Genomic DNA, 16643 nt, shown 5'->3' with positions numbered 1-16643 from the left:
GATCTCTGCCCCCGCGCCGGCCCCTGCGCCCGCGCCTGCCCCGGCCCCGGCGCCTGCCCCCGGGCCCGCCGGGGACGCGGGGGACGAGGGGGACGACGACGAGGGGAAGGACGAGGACGGCGGGGAGGCGGGTCCGGGCAACGGCAAGGGGAACGCCCACGGGGTCGGCCGGGGCAACGGTCGGGGCAACGGTCGCGACGACTGAGGCCTGACCCCGGCGGTCAGCCGCGGCTGCGGCCCGGGGCCACCCACAGTGCGGCGCCGAGGGCGGCCAGCGCGGCGGTGAGGACGAAACCGCGGTCGCTGTCGACGCGCGGCAGCACGACGAGCACCCAGAAGACGGCGACGCCGGTCAGCCCGCCGGCGGCCACTCGCCACGCCGCGTCGTCCCCCGGCCGGGCCGCGGGGACGAACCGGCCGGCGAACGGGAGCAGGCCGAGCAGGGCCGCGAGCGTGGCGAAGAGCGACCACAGGGTCACCGTCGACCACAGCGGGGCGTCGCCGAAGGACAGCGTCAGGCCCACCTGCAGCAGTACCTGGGAGAGAGCGGTCAGGCCGGTGCCGGCGAGTACTGTCCGCTCCTGCGGGCTGCGCGGGGTCCGTGCCGGCCGGGGTGCCTCGGGGGCGGCCATCGACAGGCCGAGGACGTCCGCGCTCGTGGGGGCCTCGGGGGTGCCCGGGCCCGGAATGGCTCCGGGAGGCGTGGGCGGCGGGGGCGGCGGGGGCGGCGGGGGCGGGGTGCCGGTGCGGGGCGGGCCGGGCAGCGAGTCGACCGGGCCGGTCGCCTGCACGCCGCTGGGTAGCGGGTCGGCGTCCACCCGGGGCAGTTGGTGCGTGCCGGTGGCGGTGACGGTCGTGCCCACCTCGATCTCCCGGGTGCCGGGGTCGGCCGGGTCCCGTGGGGCCGGCGGCTCCGGGGTGGGAGTCGGGTGCGTCACGGTTCCTCCTCGCTGCACGCGGGCGGCGACGGTCCGGCGGCGGACCGGTTCGTCCCCGGGCACGGTATCGGCCGGGCACTCCGGGGTCCGGCAGGAAACGCGGGTGGCCGAGCGGCTGGTTAGGGTCGGCCGGGTGGCCGTGCGCGCAGGGATCGTCGTCACCGGGACCGAGGTGCTCACCGGCCGGGTCACCGACCGCAACGGCCCGTGGTTGGCCGAGGAGCTGCGCCGCCTCGGGGTCGACGTCGGCGCGGTGCTCGTCGTGGGAGACCGTCCCGACGACCTGCGCGCCGCGCTGCGCTTCCTCGCCGGCGAGGACGTCGTCATCACCTCCGGCGGGCTGGGCCCCACCGCCGACGACCTGACCGCGCAGCTCGTCGGCGAGGCGCAGGGCCGGCCGTCGGCGGTCGACCCGGTGCTGGAGCGGGAGATCGCCGGCATCGTCGAGCGGTTCACGGCCCGCCGCGGCTGGCGCGCCGACCCGGAGGCGACCGCGGCGGGCGTCCGCAAGCAGGCCCTGGTTCCCGACGGCGCCACGGTGCTCCCGCCGGTGGGGACGGCGCCCGGTCTCGTCGTCCCCCCGGCGCAGGGACGGACCGGGCCGGTGGTCGTCGTCCTCCCGGGGCCGCCGCCGGAGCTGCAGGGCATGTGGCCGGCGGCGCTGGCCGCCGAACCGGTGCAGCGTGCGCTGGCCGGGCGCAGCGAGCTGCGGCAGGAGACCCTGCGGCTCTGGGGGACGCTCGAGTCGCAGCTGGCGGCGACGCTGCGGCAGCACGAGTTCCCCGGCCTGGAGATCACGACGTGCCTGCGGGACGGCGAGCTGGAGGTCGTCACCCGCTACGGACCAGAGGCGCAGTCCGAGTACGACCGGCTGGTGGATGTCGTGCGGGAGGCGCACGCCGGGACGCTGTTCTCCACGGGACCGACGGTCGACGACCTGGTGGCGTCGGCGCTGGGCGACCGCGGCCTGACCATCGCGACGGCCGAGTCGTGCACCAGCGGGCTGCTGGTGGCGCGGCTGACCGAGCGGGCCGGGTCCTCGGCGTGGGTGCTGGGCGGGGTGGCGTCCTACGCCAACTCGGCGAAGGAGGCGCTGGTGGGCGTCCCGGCGGAGATGGTGGCGTCGTATGGCGCGGTGAGCACGCAGGTGGCCGCGGCGCTGGCGGAGGGGGCGCGGTCCCGCTTCGGGGCGGACGTCGGGGTCGGCATCACGGGGATCGCGGGGCCCGGCGGCGGGACGCCGGAGAAGCCGGTGGGCACCGTGCACCTCTGCGCGGTCGGCTCGTCCTCCGGGGGGCTGCCGCGGTCGGTGGTGCTGCCCGGCTCGCGGTCGGCGGTGCGGCACCGGTCGGTGACCCTGGCGATGCACATGCTGCGGCAGCTGTTGCTGGGCGGGCCGCCCGCATGAGCAAGGACCCCCTCCTCCCCACCCCTCGCGAGCTCGGGGCGGTGCCCTGGAGGGAGCCGGGGCGGGGCTCGTGCACGAGCCGCAGGACGGGTTCGCCGTCGACGTCGTCCGCCTGGCGCCGGGCGGTGGCATCGGGCGGCACCCGACGCGGCTGTGGCAGCTGTTCCTCGTGGTCTCCGGCAGCGGCTGGGTGTCCGGCGCCGATGGTGAGCGCTGCCCCCTGGCGGCCGGGCAGGGGGCGCTGTGGTCGCCGGGGGAGGAGCATGCGTCGGGCTCCGACGAGGGCCTGCTGGCCGTGGTCGTGCAGTGCCGGGTCCGGCCGCTGCCTGCCGAGGAGTCACCGTGACCGAGCGCGCGAGGTCACGCCAGGGGGCAGCACCGTCGGGCACGGGCCTTGAGCGCGAGCCGACGCCGGTCGTGTTCGGCTACGCCACGCTGGCCCGGCTGGGAATCAACAGTCTGGTCCGCCCGCTCGGCTGATCCGCTGGGACGGCGCGAGCTGTTCGTAGACCACCACCGGGACGCCTGCCGGGGTGATGTCGTTCCGGTGGACGCGGAAACCGAGCCGGGTGGCGAGGGCCCGGCTGGGTGCGTTGTCCGGGTGGATGACCGCGGTGAGGCGGTGCAGCCCGAGTCGGCGGAAGGCGACGTCGAGCCAGGCTCGTGCGGCCTCGGTGGCCAGGCCTCGCCCCTGGATGCGCCGGGCGACCACGTAACCCAGCTCGACCTCGTCCCACTGCGGCCACGGGTGCAGCCCGGTTCGGCCGACGAAGGTGCCGGACACCCGGGTGACCAGCGCGCTCTGGCCGAAGCCGTGCTCGCGCCAGACCGCCTCGAAGCGTCGCACCTGGGCGGCGGTGCCCTCCGCGTCGAGCGCGGCACCTCCGATGTGACGAGCTATCTCCGGCTCGGCGTACACCTCTGTCAGCGCCGCGGCGTGCAGCCCGGAGAGGGGCGGCATGAGCAGTCGCTCGGTCTCCAGGTGCACGGGCGCACGGTAGCTCGCGGCGGTGTCGCGAGTCAGTGTCAAGACGTGTCGGACTCCTGTGGATGGCCCCTTGACCAGCGGATACGCGTTGCTGCCCGGCGCTGGATCGGCTAGGCTTCGCACATGCGTTCGAGGCGGTGGGAGGCGTCGTGGACGAGCTGTTGACCGCCTTGGACGCCCTGGCCGGCGAGGATCTGGCGCCGATGTTCGGCCCGGCGTTGCTGGAGCGGCTGCGCCCGCTGCTGGTGGCGCACAACCGGCTGGCCGCCGAGGTCGCCCGCACGGTGCGCGAGTGCGAGGTCAGCGGGGCAGCGGAGGTCGACGGGCTCAAGGTCATGACCTCCTGGCTGCGCGGGCACGGGCACCTGTCGGAGGCCGAGGCCGCACGGGTGGTGCGCACCGGCCGAGCGCTGGCGCACCTGCCGGGCATGGCCGCTGCATTCGCCGCCGGTGAAGTCACCGGCGGGCAGGCCGCAGTCATCGCCCAGGTCGCCGAGCCGAAGGCCCTGGCCCTGGCCGCGGAGCAGAGCGTCGACCTCGGCGTGGTGGACGAGCTGCTCACCGGGGTGGCTGTGACGGCTCCGCACGCGGACACCGCCAAGGCGGTGCACCACTACCTCGACCGCCTGGACGCCGACGGGCCCGAACCCGACCCGACCGAGGGCCGGCGGCTAGTGATCGCCAAGCGCCCGGACGGCGGAATCACCGGCCGCTTCGACCTGGACGCGGTGGGCGGGGAGAAGCTGCAGGCGGCGCTGGAGTCGATCGTGCAGGCCGGCCGCTGTGCCGCAGAGGAGCGCACCAGAGCCCAGCAGCAGGCCGACGCGCTGGTGCAGCTGTGCGACAACCAGCTCGCCGCCGGTCAGCTGCCGATCCTGCGCGGGCACAAGCCGCAGGTGATCGTGACGGTCGGCGTCGAGGACCTGGCCGACCCGACCACCGGCCCGGGCGCGGGCGAGATGGGCTTCGGGGCGGTCATCTCCGCCGCCCGCGCCCGGTGGCTGGCCTGCGACGGGCGGGTGACCCGGGTGGTGATGGGCCCGGACGGGATGCCGCTGGACGTCGGCCGCACCGTGCGGCTGTTCCCGCCGCACCTGCGCCGGGCCGCCGAGATCCGCGACGGCGGCTGCGTGTTCACCGGCTGCGGCGCGCCGACCTGGTGGTGCGACATGCACCATCTGCTCAGCTGGATCGACGGCGGCGAGACGAACCTGGACAACGCCGCCCTGCTCTGCGAGCGGCATCACACCAAGGCCCACCACGGCTTCCGGGTCGAGCGACAACCCGACGGGCGATGGCGCACCTGGCGACCGGATGGCACCGAGATCCTCATCGGACCAGGCCGCAGCGGACCACCGCTCACCACTGCCGCCTAACCACCACTCGACGCTGCACGACTCCTGGCTGCCCGCGCGTTCCACGTGGAACGCGCGGCAGCCGTGCCTGCGCGCCCGCCGCTGCACGTCGCCACTCGCTGGAGCGGGCCCTGGAGGACCAGAGCGTGCCCTGAAGGGCCGGAGGGGGCCCCTGGAGGAGTGTCCCTGGAGGAGTGTCCCTGGAGGAGTGTCCCTGGAGGAGTGGCCCTGGAGGAGTGGCCCTGGAGGAGTGGCCCTGGAGGACTGGAACCTGCGGAACCTGGGGGAGCGGAACCGGTCCTGGAGGAGCAGCAGCGGGGTCTGGCGGAATTGCGGCGACGGCCGTCCAGGGCCTGCCTAGAGTCCGTAGCCGTGCGGGGGCTGGTCGAGGCGGTGCTGCCTGCGCGGATGGGTACGCCGTTCCGCTGGCTCGTCGGCTCCTCGTGGGCGACCAACCTCGGCGACGGCATCGCCGTCGCGGCCGGACCGCTGCTGGTCGCCAGCCAGACGCAAGACCCGCTGCTGGTCGCCCTCGGCGCCCTGCTGCAGCGGCTGCCGTGGCTGCTCTTCGGCCTGCACGCCGGCGTCCTCGCCGACCGGATGGACCGTTGCCGACTCGTCGTCGCCGTGGACCTGGCCCGCGTCGGCGTGCTCGTCGTGCTCACCGCCGCACTGGTCACCGGGGACGTCGGCATCGCCGTCGTTCTCACCGCCCTGTTCGTGCTCGGCACCGCCGAGGTCTTCGCCGACACCACCGCCGCGACGCTGCTGCCGATGGTCGTCCCCCGCGCGGACCTGGGCATCGGCAACGCCCGTCTCATGGCCGGCTGGCTCACCATGAACCAGCTGGTCGGCCCGGCCGTGGGCGCCGTCCTCTTCGCCGCCGGCGCCGCCTGGCCGTTCGTGAGCCAGGCACTCCTGCTGGCCCTCGGCGCGCTGCTCGTGTCCCGGATGCGGCTGCCGGCCCGCGAGCGGCCGGCGGGGCGCTCCCACGTGGGCCGCGACATCCGCGAGGGCCTGCGCTGGACCTGGGGCAACGCCGCGGTGCGCACGCTGACCCTCACGATCGTCACCTTCAACGTCACCTACGGCGCGGCCTGGTCGGTCCTCGTGCTCTACGCCGACCAGCAGCTCGACCTCGGCGCCGTCGGCTTCGGGCTGCTGACCTCGGCCGGCGCCCTGGGCGGCATCCTCGGGACGGCGTCCTACGACTGGCTCGAGAAGCGCGCCAGCCTGGCCACGCTGATGCGCATCGGCCTGGTGATCGAGACGCTGACCCACCTGGCCTTCGCCCTCACCATGACCGCGTGGGTCGCGATGGTGGTGATGTTCGTCTTCGGCGCGCACGCCTTCGTGTGGGGGACGACGTCGCGGACCGTGCGGATGCGCGCCGTGCCGATGCGCCTCCAGGGCCGCGTCGGCAGCCTCTACAGCATGGGCGTGTTCGGCGGCATCCTGCTCGGCCAGCTGCTGGGCGGCCTGACCGCCCGCGCGTGGGGCATCACCGGGCCCTTCTGGTTCGGCTTCGTCGGCTCGGCGGTCCTCCTCCCGCTGATCTGGGGCCAGCTCACCCACATCGCCCACGCCGGCGACGAGCTGGACGAGGCAGTCCCGGCTCGGTGACCAATCAGGGGTCGTGACGAGTGGGCCCGGAGGGTCCCGCGAGGAACGACGAAGCAGCTCGACGGCGGCCGGGGACGCAATTGGCCGCGGTGTCGTCCGGTAGGACGACCGTGTCATCGTGCCGCCATGGGCGTCACGCACGAGGTCACCAACCAGGTCCCGCCGCTGGCCGGCCACGATCCCATCGCCGGGGACGCCGCCCTGGCCGAGGCGTGCGTCCGGCACGCCGACGTCGCCACCCTCGACTCGCTCGAGGCGCTCGGCGCGCTGGCCGGCAGCGAGCAGGCGCAGGAGTGGGGCCGGCTGGCCGACGAGAACCCGCCGCGGTTGAAGACCCACGACCGCTACGGCCACCGGGTCGACGAGGTCGAGTTCCACCCCGCCTGGTACGACCTCATGCGGACGGCCTTCGAGCACGGCCTCGCCGGTGCGCCCTGGGCCGCGCAGTCCGCCCACCCCGCCGCCCCGGGCCATGAGCCGCACGCCCACGTCCGCCGCGCCGTCGGCTACCTCGGCTGGACCCAGGTCGAGATGGGCCACGGCTGCCCGGTGACCATGACCTACGCCGCCGTCCCCGCGCTGCGCGCCGCCCCCGAGCTCGCCGACCGGTACGAGCCCGGCCTGACCGCCACGGCCTACGACTTCGGGCTCACCGAGCCGACCGGCAAGCGCGGCCTGGTCGCCGGCATGGGCATGACCGAGAAGCAGGGCGGCTCCGACGTCCGCGCCAACACCACCCGCGCCGTCCCGAACGCCGACGGCACGTACACGCTGACCGGCCACAAGTGGTTCACCAGCGCTCCCATGAGCGACCTGTTCCTCGTCCTCGCCCAGCTGCCCGAGGGGGTCTCCTGCTTCCTCGTCCCGCGCGTGCTCCCCGACGGCACCCGCAACGTGTTCCGGCTGCAGCGGCTCAAGGACAAGCTGGGCGACCGCGCCAACGCCTCCAGCGAGGTGGAGTTCGAGGGGACGACGGGCTGGCTGGTCGGCGAGCCCGGCCGCGGCGTCCCGACCATCATCGAGATGGTCAACACGACCCGGCTGGACTGCGTCCTCGGGTCGGCCGCCACGACCCGCGCGGCACTCACGCAGGCGCTCCACCACGCCCGGCACCGGCGGGCCTTCGGTGCACTGCTGGCCGACCAGCCGCTCATGCAGAACGTGCTGGCCGACCTCGCCGTGGAGAGCGAGGCGGCGACCGTGCTCGCGGTGCGACTGGCCGCGGCGGTCGACGCGGGGGAGTCGGACTTCCTCCGCCTCGCCGGGGCGGCCGCCAAGTTCTGGGTCTGCAAGCGCACCCCGACGGTGGTCGCCGAGGCGCTGGAGGTGCTCGGCGGCAACGGCTACGTCGAGGAGTCCGGCATGCCCCGGCTCTACCGCCAGGCGCCGCTGAACAGCATCTGGGAGGGCTCGGGCAACGTCATCGCCCTCGACGTGCTCCGGGCGATGGGCCGCTCCTCGGACGCCCTGGCCGCCGTCCGCGCCGAGATCGACCTCGCCCGCGGCGCCGACGACCGGCTGGACGCCGCGGTCGTCCGGCTGACCGCCGAGCTCGCCGACCGCGAGCAGCTGCCCGTCCGCGCCCGGCGGATCGCGGGCCTGCTGGCCCGGTGCCTGCAGGCCTCCCTGCTCCTGCGGCACGCGCCCGCGGAGGTGGCCGACGCCTTCTGCGCCACCCGCCTCGGCGGCGATTGGGGCGCGGTCCTCGGCACCCTCCCGGCCGGGACGCCGATCCGCGCGATCGCAGAGCGAGCCCGACTCCGGACTCCCTGAATCGCATCCGTGTGGTTACCCTCGGTGCTGCGTCGCGCGCCCTGCGCCGGAATGTGGGACGGCGGGTGGAGCGCGGTCCCGGGAGGGCGGGCCGACGTGTGCCGCGCAGGGGGAGAGAGAGCGGGCAGGGGTGCACCGAGACATCCAGGCTGGGCACGCTGCCGCCGTCGACCCCTTCTCCGCGGTGGCCGACGCCGTCTACCGGATCGACCGCAGCTGGCACTTCACCTATGTGAACGCGGCCGCGGCGCAGCTGCTCGACCGCCGCGCCGAAGACCTGGTCGGCCGGTACGCCTTCGACTGCTTCCCGGAGATGGCCGGCACCGTCATCGACCACGAGTACCGCGCGGTGCTCGCCGACGGCCGGGCCCGCGAGTTCGAGTACTTCTCCTCGCCGCTGGGCCGCTGGTACGAGATCCGTGCCTTCGCCGACCCCGGCGGCCTCACCGCCTTCCTCCGCGACGTCGACGCCCAGCACCGCACCGAGCAGCGGCGCACGGCTGAGCTTGCCCAGCTGGGCGCCGTCCTGGAGGCGCTGCCGCCGGCCACGGTGGTGCTGGACGGCGACGGCCGGATCGAGATGGTCAACCGGGCGTGGACGGCCAACGGCGAGGAGCTGGAGCGCAGCGGCGACCGGCCGACCCGTGCCGGCGAGCGCTACCTGGACGCGATGGCCCGGTACGTCGACACCGAGCACCACGAGTGCATCGCCGCGGGCCTGCGCGGGCTCGCCGGCACCGAGAACCAGGCGGGGTCCACGTTCACCCTCGACTACCCGCAGCAGATCGGTCCGATCCATGCCTGGTACCGCCTGCAGGCGGCGCGGGTGGACGCCTCCGACCGGATCATCGTCACCCACACCGACATTACCGAGCGGGTGCGCGACCAGGAGGCGCTCGCCTGGCAGGCCGGCCACGACGACCTCACCGGGCTGCCCAACCGCGCCCGGTTGCTCCAGCTGATCGGGGAGGCGCTGCGGCGCGGCTCCGGCAGGGCGGCGCTGCTCTTCCTCGACCTCGACGGGTTCAAGACGGTCAACGACTCCCTCGGCCACGAGGTCGGTGACGAGCTGCTGCGCCAGGTCGGCGGCCGGCTGGCCGAGCAGGTGCGCCCGGGCGACGCCGTCGGCCGACTGGGTGGCGACCAGTTCCTGGTCCTGGCCCGCGACTGCGAGACCGCCGAGGCGGCGGCGCTGGCGTTCCGGTTGCAGACCTCCTTCGCCCGCCCCTTCCACGTCGCGGGCATCTCGGTGCCCCTCTCGGCCAGCATCGGCGTCGCCGCCGCGCAGCCAGGCATCGACCGGGCCCACGAGCTGCTCAGCGACGCCGACACCGCCGCCTTCGCCGCGAAGGGCGCCGGTCGCGACCGTGTCCACGTGTTCTCGCCCGGCCTGCGCGAGGCGGCACGGTGGCGGCTGGAGGTGGCCAACCGACTGCGGGACGGCGCCGTCGACGAGTTCGTCGTCCACTACCAGCCGCTCGTCCGTGTGGACACCGGGGAGATCGAGGGCGTGGAGGCGCTGTTGCGCTGGCAGCACCCCGAGCGCGGGCTGCTCACCCCCGACGCGTTCCTCTCCGTGGCCGAGGAGACCGGCCAGCTCATCCCGATCACCCGGTGGCTGCTCGGGGAGACCACCCGGCAGGCCGCGACGTGGGCCGAGCAGGGGTTGGCACTGCGCATGTCGGTCAACATCAGCGCTCGCCACTTCTCCGCCGAGACGCTGGTCCGCGACGTGCGGGTGGCGCTGCACGACTCGGGGCTGGACCCCGAGAACCTGGTGCTCGAGCTCACCGAGACCAGCGTGGCCGAGGACCCGACCCGCGCCGAGGACCAGCTGGCGGTGCTGCGCGGCTTCGGCGTCCGGGTGGCCATCGACGACTTCGGGACCGGCTGGTCCTCCCTCGCCCAGCTGCTCGCGCTGCCGATCGGGACGCTGAAGATCGACCGCTCGCTGCTGACCGCGGCGGCCCGGCTGGCCGCGGGCGGCACCGGGGCGGTGCTCGCCGCGATCGTCTCGCTCGCCCGCACCCTGGGCATCCGCTCGGTCGCCGAGGGCGTGGAGACCGCCGAGCACCTGCAGATGGTCCGCGAGGCCGGTTGCGACCTTGCCCAGGGCTATCTCCTGGCCCATCCGATGCCGGCGTCCGACGTCCCCCGGTGGGCGTCCCGGGTGCGGGCGGCCGGTGGCGACTCGTGCGCCCTGGCGCTGCAGACCCGCAGCCGCTGAGCGGCGCCGAGCGGGCCCGGCGGCTGCGTCGGCGGACACCCCGGCGGGCGACCGCACCGGCCGGTCCGCCACGCACGGGTGATCCACCGTCCCCCGCACCGGCTCCGACCAGGCAGACTGCCCAGGGGACCGAGCTTGCGAGGTCACCCGAGGACTCAGCACGGACGTCTGGCACGTGTCACGACGAGCGCCAGCTAGGAGGACACGTGACGGACCTGGACCTGGCTCCCGAGACGGCAGCGGACGCCGACTTCCCGGACGGGCGGGCCCGCCCGACGCTGGACCTGCTCATCTGGGACGCGCCCAACATCGACATGACCCTGTCGACGGTGATCGGGGCCCGGCCGACGGCGGCGTCGCGCCCCCGGTTCGACGCGATCGCCGCCTGGTTCGTCGAGGGAGCGGGCGGGGGTGCGGCGGGCGGTGGCCTGGCTGCCGACGCCCCGGAGGTGGAGGCGTGCGTCTTCGCCAACATCCCGCCGGTGGTCAGCAGCATGCGCGGTTGGGTGGAGGCGCTGCGCGGCTTCGGCTACGCGGTCTTCGCCCGGCCCAAGTCCCAGCCGGACGACGACATCGACCAGGCGATGCTCGACCACATCGAGGTCCGCGGGCACAGTCACCGGCTGCGCCGGCTGGTCGTGTTCTCCGGCGACGGGCGCAACTTCGCCGAGCCGCTCGAGGAGCTCGCCCGCGCCGGCACGCAGGTGCTGGTGGTGGCCTTCAGCGAGGTCGCCGGCTACGCCATCGGGTCGGACCTGCTCGAGTTCATCGACATCGAGGACGTGCCCGGCGCCTTCGCCGTCCCGCTGGACCGGGTGCGGCTCGACGCCCTGCCACCGGACGGCGCGTGGCTCCGGCCCACCCGCAGCCTGCGGGAGTTCGTGTCCTCCTACGTCCGCCGCAACGGCTGACGTGGTGCGTGACCAGGAGCCCGGTGCAACGGCGGACCCGGTGCTCGACGAGGGCACCGGGCCGGTCGCCACCGAGAACCTGCTGGTCCCGGGCGAGACGTGCTGGCGGATCGAGCGGGCCGAGCGGCACGCCGTGTTCGTGGACGCGGCCGACTACTTCGCCGCGTTGCGGGGCGCGGTGCTCCGCGCCCAGCGCCGGGTGCTGTTCATCGGGTGGGACTTCGACCCGCGGATCCGGATGGACCCGCGCCGGTCGGGACGCCGCGGCGGCGGACGGCGGCCGGACAAGCTCGGCCGGGTGCTGGAGGAGGCCGTGCGGGCCAATCCCCGGTTGGAGATCGGCGTCCTGGTCTGGGACTACGGCGTGATCAGCGCGTTGGGCCGGGGCCTGATGCCGATCGTGCTGCTCGACCGGCGCACCCCCGACCGGCTGACGATGACGGTGGATCCGCACCATCCGGTCGGCGGCGCACACCACCAGAAGATCGTGGTGATCGACGACTGCCTGGCCTTCGCCGGCGGCATCGACGTCACCGCCGACCGGTGGGACACCCCCGAGCACCTCGACCGGCAGCCGCTGCGCCGCCGTCCCTCCTCGCACCGGCTCACCGGGCCCTGGCACGACGTCACCAGCTTGGTCTCCGGCCCCGCCGCCCGTGCGCTCGGGGATCTGGCACGGGAGCGGTGGGAGAGCGGCACCGGACGGAGCCTCGAGCCGGTCGAGGACGTCGAGGCCTGCTGGCCGCCGGAGGTCGAGCCGCTGATCACCGACGTCGACGTCGCCATCTCCCGCACCCGACCCGAGCACGGCGGGACGAGTCTCGTGCACGAGATCGAGCTGCTGTGGCTGGCCGCGATCGCCGCGGCCCGGCGCACCGTCTACATCGAGAGCCAGTACTTCGCCAACCGCCGGATCGCCGAGGCCATCGCCGAGCGGCTGCGGGAGCCGGACGGCCCGGAGTTCGTCGTCGTCAACCCCGATAGCGCCCACGGGTGGCTGGAGGAGAAGGCGATGGGCAGCGCCCGCGCCACGTTGCTGGGGCTCGTGGGGGAGGCCGACGTCCACGGCCGGTTCCGGCTGTACGTGCCGGTCACCGAGGGACGGCGGCCGATCTACGTGCACGCCAAGGTGACGGTGGTCGACGACCGGCTGCTGCGGATCGGCTCGTCCAACCTCAACAACCGCTCGATGGGGCTGGACAGCGAGTGCGACGTCTCGATCGAGGTGCGCGCCGGCGACCCGCGCCACGACGAGTTGGCCGCCGTCGTCACCGGGCTGCGAAACCGGCTGCTGGGGGAGCACCTGGGCGTGCCGCCGTCCGCGGTCGCCGAGGCGCTGGAGGCCTGCGGCGGGTCGCTGCTGCAGGCCGTGGAGAGCCTGCGCCGGCCGATCGGGCGGTCCCTGGTGCCGTTCACTCCCCCGGACCTCGGTGCGGTGGAGCAGGCACTGGCCGGCACCGAGCTGCTCGACGCCGAGCGGACGCCGAACCGGTGGCAGCGGGTGCGCCGCAGCTTCCACCCGCGGCTCCCGGGCCGGGGAGCTCGCCGCCACTGACGATGCGTCGGTGTCCGGCGGGCCGCGCCGGGGAAGGAGACGACCCCGGACGACGAGGAGGGGTCATGGCGGTCTGCGAGGTCTGCGGCAACGACTACGAGATGGCGTTCGAGGTGGTGGCGCAGGGTGCGCGGCACACCTTCGACAGCTTCGAGTGCGCGATCCACAAGATGGCCCCGGTCTGCGAGCACTGCGGCTGCAAGGTCATCGGCCACGGAGTCGTCGTCGAGGGCCACTTCTACTGCTGCGCGCACTGCGCCCGGCACGAGCACGGGAACACCCCGGTCCGCGACTCGGCGTAGCAGAAGGACCCCCCACCCCTCGCAGGCTCGGGGCGGGACCCGGGACGGGGGCGTCCTGCCCCCGCCACTCGTGCTGGCCTCGCCCGGAGGCTCGGTCCGAGCTCGCGAGGGCTGAGAGGGGCGAGGCCTTCTACCTGCAGCGGGCCGCCCTGGAGAGGGCCGAGGGCCGGGCCGGTGGGTCCCGTCCGGGCCTCACCCGCCCGGGGGACCGACACGGGCACCGACGCAGGGATCGCGCGCCCGATCGGGTTACCGTTCCGTCGCAACACCGTGTCGCGACGACGGAACCGGGAGCGGAGGAGCCGATGGACACCGGCGTCACCCGCCCCGAGGCGAACGCCGAGGCCGAGGTGACCCACCGCGACCACCCGGTCTCGGTGAGCACCCGGGTCGAGCGGGCCGACGCCGGCACGCTGGTCGTGCGCCCATCGGTCAGCGAGTTCGTGGAGCAGCAGGTCGTCCGGGTCGGTGACCCGGTGCGGGTCTTCTGGCGCGACTCCATCAGCGGCTGGGCGCTGCCGGCGGAGGTCTCGACCGTCGAGCGCGGGGCCGTCCCCCGCTGGCACCTGGCCGTCGTCGGGCCCGCCGAGCCCATGCAGCGGCGCGAGGCCGTCCGCGTCCGCCTCGCGTTGCCGCTCACCGCCGGGATCAACGGAGCCGACCTCGAGGGCGAGGTCCTCGACCTCAGCGAGGGCGGCGTCCGCGTCGTCATGGACGCGTTCGGCAACCCCCCGCTGCCGGGCAGCGTCGTCCCGCTGACCGTGCACCTCGAGGACGGCGCCATCGCCGCCCGCGCCGAGGTCGTGCGGCACCAGACCCGCGGCGCCCGCTGGGGCATGTCGCTGCGCTTCGTCGGGCTGCCCGAGAAGGAGCAGGACCGGCTGCGCCGCCGGGTCTTCCAGGCCATGCGCGAGGAACGCGCCCGCGCGGGAGACTGAGGAGACCCGTCCCGGACGATCGGGACCGCCCTCCCCGGAGGTGGAGAGGGACCGGCTGAGGAGGCGGGTGTTCCAGGAGCTGCGGCGGGAGCGCGCCCGCCAGTCCGACTAGAAGCCGGACCAGCGGGATAGTCCCCGGGGCGTGACGATCCCCGCCCGCCTGCCCGAGGCCCTGGCAGCCCTGCGGGACGCCGTCGCGGCCGCCCCGCTCGGCCTGGCCACCCCGGGCAGCGAGGCCGCTCGCCGGGCCGCCCGCGGGGTCGTCGAGCAGGTCGACGACTACCTGCTGCCGCGCCTGCGCGACCTCGACGCCCCGCTGCTCACCGTCGTCGGCGGTTCGACCGGAGCCGGCAAGTCCACCCTGGTCAACAGCCTGATCAGGGCGGGCGTCACGACCGCCGGCGTGCTGCGGCCGACCACCCGGGCGCCGGTGCTCGTCTGCGCCCGCGCCGACGTGTCCGCCTTCGAGGGGGATCGGGTGCTGCCCGGCCTGGCCCGGGTCACCGGCGGCGCCGGCGGGCCCGGCACCCTGCAGCTGGTGGCGCGGGACGACGTCCCGCCCGGCCTGGCGCTGCTCGACGCCCCGGACGTCGACTCGGTCGTGGAGTCCAACCGCGAGCTCGCCGCCCAGCTGCTGGCCGCGGCCGACCTGTGGGTCTTCGTCACGACCGCGGCCCGCTACGCCGACGCCGTCCCGTGGGACATGCTGCGGACGGCGCAGGAGCGGGGCACCGCGCTGGCCGTCGTCCTGGACCGGGTGCCGCCGGACGCCGCGGCCGAGATCGCGCCCGACCTCGCCGGGATGCTCGAGCGGGCCGGCCTGGCGGCCGCCCGCCTCTTCGTCGTCGAGGAGCGGCCGCTGGTCGACGGCCTCCTCCCCGAGGACCAGGTGGCCCCGCTGCGCGACTGGCTGCACGCGCTCGCCGCCGACCAGGAGCAGCGCGCCGCCGTCGTCCGCCAGACGCTCACCGGGGCGCTGGCCAGCCTGGGGGACCGGGTGGCCGGTGTCGCCGCGGCCGTCGAGGAGCAGGCGCAGGCCGCGACGACGCTGCGCGCGGCGGCCGCGGCCGCCTACACCGCCGCCTACGACGGCGTCGACGAGGGCGTGCGCAGCGGCAGCCTGCTGCGCGGCGAGGTGCTCGCCCGCTGGCAGGAGTTCGTCGGCACCGGCGAGTGGATGCGCTCGCTGCAGAGCTCCGTCGGTCGGCTGCGGGACCGGGTCACCGCCGCGCTCACCGGCCGGCCCTCGCCCACCGACGAGCTGCAGGGGGCGCTGGAGACCAGCGTCGAGACCCTGCTGCGCGCCGAGGCCGACCGCGCCGCCGAGCGCACCGTCACCGCCTGGCGGGCGCTGCCCGGCGGGCCGGCCCTGCTGGCGGCCGCCGACGCGGAGCTCGACCGGGTCTCGCCCGACTTCCCCGAGGCCGCCGCGGCGCAGGTCCGCGACTGGCAGGGCTACGTGCTCGACCTGGTCCGCGACGAAGGCGCGGGCAGGCGCACCCGTGCCCGGGTGCTCTCGTGGGGAGTCAACGGCACCGGCGCCGTCGTCATGGTCGCCGTCTTCGCGCACACCGGCGGGCTGACGGGCGGCGAGGTGGCGGTCGCCGGCGGGACGACCGCCGTCGGCCAGCGGCTGCTGGAGGCGGTCTTCGGCGACGCCGCCGTCCGTTCGCTGGCCGCCCGCGCGCGGGAGGACCTGCAGGCCCGGGCCGACGCCCTGCTGCGCTACGAGCAGGGCCGGTTCGACGCCCTCGTCGACGCCGCCGGGCCGGGCCCGGACGACGCCGCCGGCCTGCGGGCCGCTGCGGCCGCCCTCACCGCGGCCCGGGACCGCGCATGAGGGGACGGACGCCGCCGCTGGCCGACCGGCTGGCGGCCCTCCGCGAGGCCGTCGAGGTCGGCGGGGACCGCCTCGAGGTGCCCGAACTCGAGCGGGCCCGCGGGCTGCTGGCCAAGGCGGGGGCCCGCGGGGCACTCGGCGACGCCACCGTCGTGGCCCTGGCCGGCGCCACCGGCAGCGGCAAGTCCACGCTGTTCAACGCGCTGTCCGGCGGCGAGGTGAGCACCCCCGGTGTCCGACGGCCGACCACCGGCGTCGCGCACGCCACCGTCTGGGGTGGCGACGACGCGACCGACCGCTTGCTCGACTGGCTGCAGGTCCCCCGCCGCCACCGGCACGCCCCCGAGCCGGCGATGGACGGCCTAGTGCTGCTCGACCTGCCCGACCACGACAGCGTGAAGCTCGAGCACCGGCTGGAGGTCGACCGGCTGGTGCAGCTGGTCGACGTGCTGGTGTGGGTGCTCGACCCGGAGAAGTACGCCGACGCCGCCGTCCACGAGCGCTACCTCGTGCCGCTCGCCGGGCACGCGGGGGTGCTGCTCGTGGTGCTCAACCAGGTCGACCGGCTGGACCCCGCGGCCGCGCGCGCCTGCCTGGCCGACCTGCGCGCTCTGCTCGACCGCGAGGGGCTGGCGGACACGCCGCTGCTGGCCCTCTCCGCGCGCACCGGTGCCGGCCTCGGTGAGCTGCGCGCCGACCTGGCCCGGCGGGTGTCCGCCCGGCGGGCGGCGACCGACCGGCTCACCGCCGACGTCCGGACCACGGCCACGGCGCTGGCGGCGCAA

15 protein-coding genes and 1 pseudogene are annotated in these 16643 nt (G+C 75.4%); 14 read left to right on the top strand and 2 right to left on the bottom strand.

Annotated features, from left to right (window positions below; all coding sequences use genetic code 11):
- A pseudogene (locus tag E4P41_RS22780) lies at window positions 1-205 on the top strand (hypothetical protein); the annotation flags it as partial.
- Between the two features lie 16 nt (window positions 206-221).
- Here E4P41_RS22780 and E4P41_RS18400 read toward each other — a convergent pair.
- Window positions 222-938 (bottom strand): hypothetical protein, encoded by a 717-nt coding sequence (locus tag E4P41_RS18400; RefSeq protein WP_135142700.1) that lies wholly within the window; start codon window positions 936-938, stop codon window positions 222-224.
- 133 nt (window positions 939-1071) lie between these two features.
- Between E4P41_RS18400 and E4P41_RS18395 the strand changes: the two genes are divergently transcribed.
- The 3 genes from E4P41_RS18395 to E4P41_RS22340 all read left to right on the top strand — a co-directional run bounded on the left by E4P41_RS18395 (window position 1072) and on the right by E4P41_RS22340 (window position 2826).
- Complete coding sequence (locus tag E4P41_RS18395; RefSeq protein ID WP_135142699.1) at window positions 1072-2346, top strand: competence/damage-inducible protein A; 1275 nt, start codon at window positions 1072-1074, stop codon at window positions 2344-2346.
- A gap of 70 nt (window positions 2347-2416) precedes the next feature.
- Window positions 2417-2692: a cupin domain-containing protein gene (locus tag E4P41_RS18390; RefSeq protein WP_167761169.1), complete on the top strand. Its 276-nt coding sequence runs from the start codon at window positions 2417-2419 to the stop codon at window positions 2690-2692.
- The gene (locus E4P41_RS22340; protein WP_167761168.1) at window positions 2689-2826 is read left to right on the top strand and encodes a hypothetical protein; all 138 of its coding nucleotides are present in this window, start codon (window positions 2689-2691) and stop codon (window positions 2824-2826) included. Before E4P41_RS18390 ends, E4P41_RS22340 begins: the two co-directional genes overlap by 4 nt.
- Here the strand turns inward: E4P41_RS22340 and E4P41_RS18385 are convergent.
- Entirely contained in the window at window positions 2798-3334 is a 537-nt protein-coding gene (locus E4P41_RS18385; protein ID WP_135142697.1) for a GNAT family N-acetyltransferase, read from the bottom strand. The genes E4P41_RS22340 and E4P41_RS18385 overlap by 29 nt on opposite strands.
- Before the next feature lie 149 nt (window positions 3335-3483).
- On the opposite strand from E4P41_RS18385, the gene E4P41_RS18380 reads away from it, so the two are divergent.
- From E4P41_RS18380 to E4P41_RS18335, 10 genes are all read left to right on the top strand, one after another.
- Window positions 3484-4710 carry an HNH endonuclease signature motif containing protein gene (locus tag E4P41_RS18380; RefSeq protein ID WP_135142696.1) on the top strand — a complete coding sequence of 409 codons (1227 nt, stop codon included), beginning with the start codon at window positions 3484-3486 and terminating at the stop codon, window positions 4708-4710.
- Window positions 4711-5061: 351 nt separating this feature from the next.
- A complete protein-coding gene (locus E4P41_RS18375) occupies window positions 5062-6312 on the top strand; it encodes an MFS transporter (protein WP_209307791.1) in 1251 nt (416 codons plus the stop codon).
- A gap of 126 nt (window positions 6313-6438) precedes the next feature.
- Complete coding sequence (locus E4P41_RS18370; RefSeq protein ID WP_135142695.1) at window positions 6439-8085, top strand: acyl-CoA dehydrogenase family protein; 1647 nt, start codon at window positions 6439-6441, stop codon at window positions 8083-8085.
- Window positions 8086-8215: 130 nt separating this feature from the next.
- Window positions 8216-10312 carry an EAL domain-containing protein gene (locus tag E4P41_RS18365; protein WP_135142694.1) on the top strand — a complete coding sequence of 699 codons (2097 nt, stop codon included), beginning with the start codon at window positions 8216-8218 and terminating at the stop codon, window positions 10310-10312.
- A gap of 206 nt (window positions 10313-10518) precedes the next feature.
- Window positions 10519-11223: an NYN domain-containing protein gene (locus E4P41_RS18360; protein ID WP_245177468.1), complete on the top strand. Its 705-nt coding sequence runs from the start codon at window positions 10519-10521 to the stop codon at window positions 11221-11223.
- Window positions 11224-11227: 4 nt separating this feature from the next.
- Entirely contained in the window at window positions 11228-12778 is a 1551-nt protein-coding gene (locus tag E4P41_RS18355; RefSeq protein WP_245177467.1) for a phospholipase D-like domain-containing protein, read from the top strand.
- Window positions 12779-12843: 65 nt separating this feature from the next.
- Window positions 12844-13080, top strand: coding sequence for a hypothetical protein (locus E4P41_RS18350; RefSeq protein ID WP_135142693.1), 237 nt, complete (start codon window positions 12844-12846; stop codon window positions 13078-13080).
- Between the two features lie 305 nt (window positions 13081-13385).
- Window positions 13386-14018 (top strand): PilZ domain-containing protein, encoded by a 633-nt coding sequence (locus E4P41_RS18345; protein ID WP_135142692.1) that lies wholly within the window; start codon window positions 13386-13388, stop codon window positions 14016-14018.
- A gap of 142 nt (window positions 14019-14160) precedes the next feature.
- Window positions 14161-15858 (top strand): GTPase domain-containing protein, encoded by a 1698-nt coding sequence (locus tag E4P41_RS18340; protein WP_135142691.1) that lies wholly within the window; start codon window positions 14161-14163, stop codon window positions 15856-15858.
- Window positions 15855-16643, top strand: a 789-nt coding sequence (locus E4P41_RS18335) for a GTPase (protein ID WP_209307790.1), incomplete at its 3' end; no start/stop codon positions are given. The genes E4P41_RS18340 and E4P41_RS18335, both read left to right, overlap by 4 nt.

The organism is Geodermatophilus sp. DF01-2 (assembly GCF_004571065.1).
Classification (GTDB): Bacteria; Actinomycetota; Actinomycetes; order Mycobacteriales; family Geodermatophilaceae; genus Geodermatophilus.
The sequence above is the reverse complement of the archived record's forward strand: the minus strand, read 5'-3'. Positions and strand labels throughout refer to the sequence as shown.

Coding starts and splice junctions, on each gene's coding strand:
- E4P41_RS18370 (WP_135142695.1), top strand. CDS start 6,439: ATGGGCGTCACGCACGAGGTCACCAACCAGGTCCCGCCGCTGGCCGGC.
- E4P41_RS18350 (WP_135142693.1), top strand. CDS start 12,844: ATGGCGGTCTGCGAGGTCTGCGGCAACGACTACGAGATGGCGTTCGAG.
- E4P41_RS18345 (WP_135142692.1), top strand. CDS start 13,386: ATGGACACCGGCGTCACCCGCCCCGAGGCGAACGCCGAGGCCGAGGTG.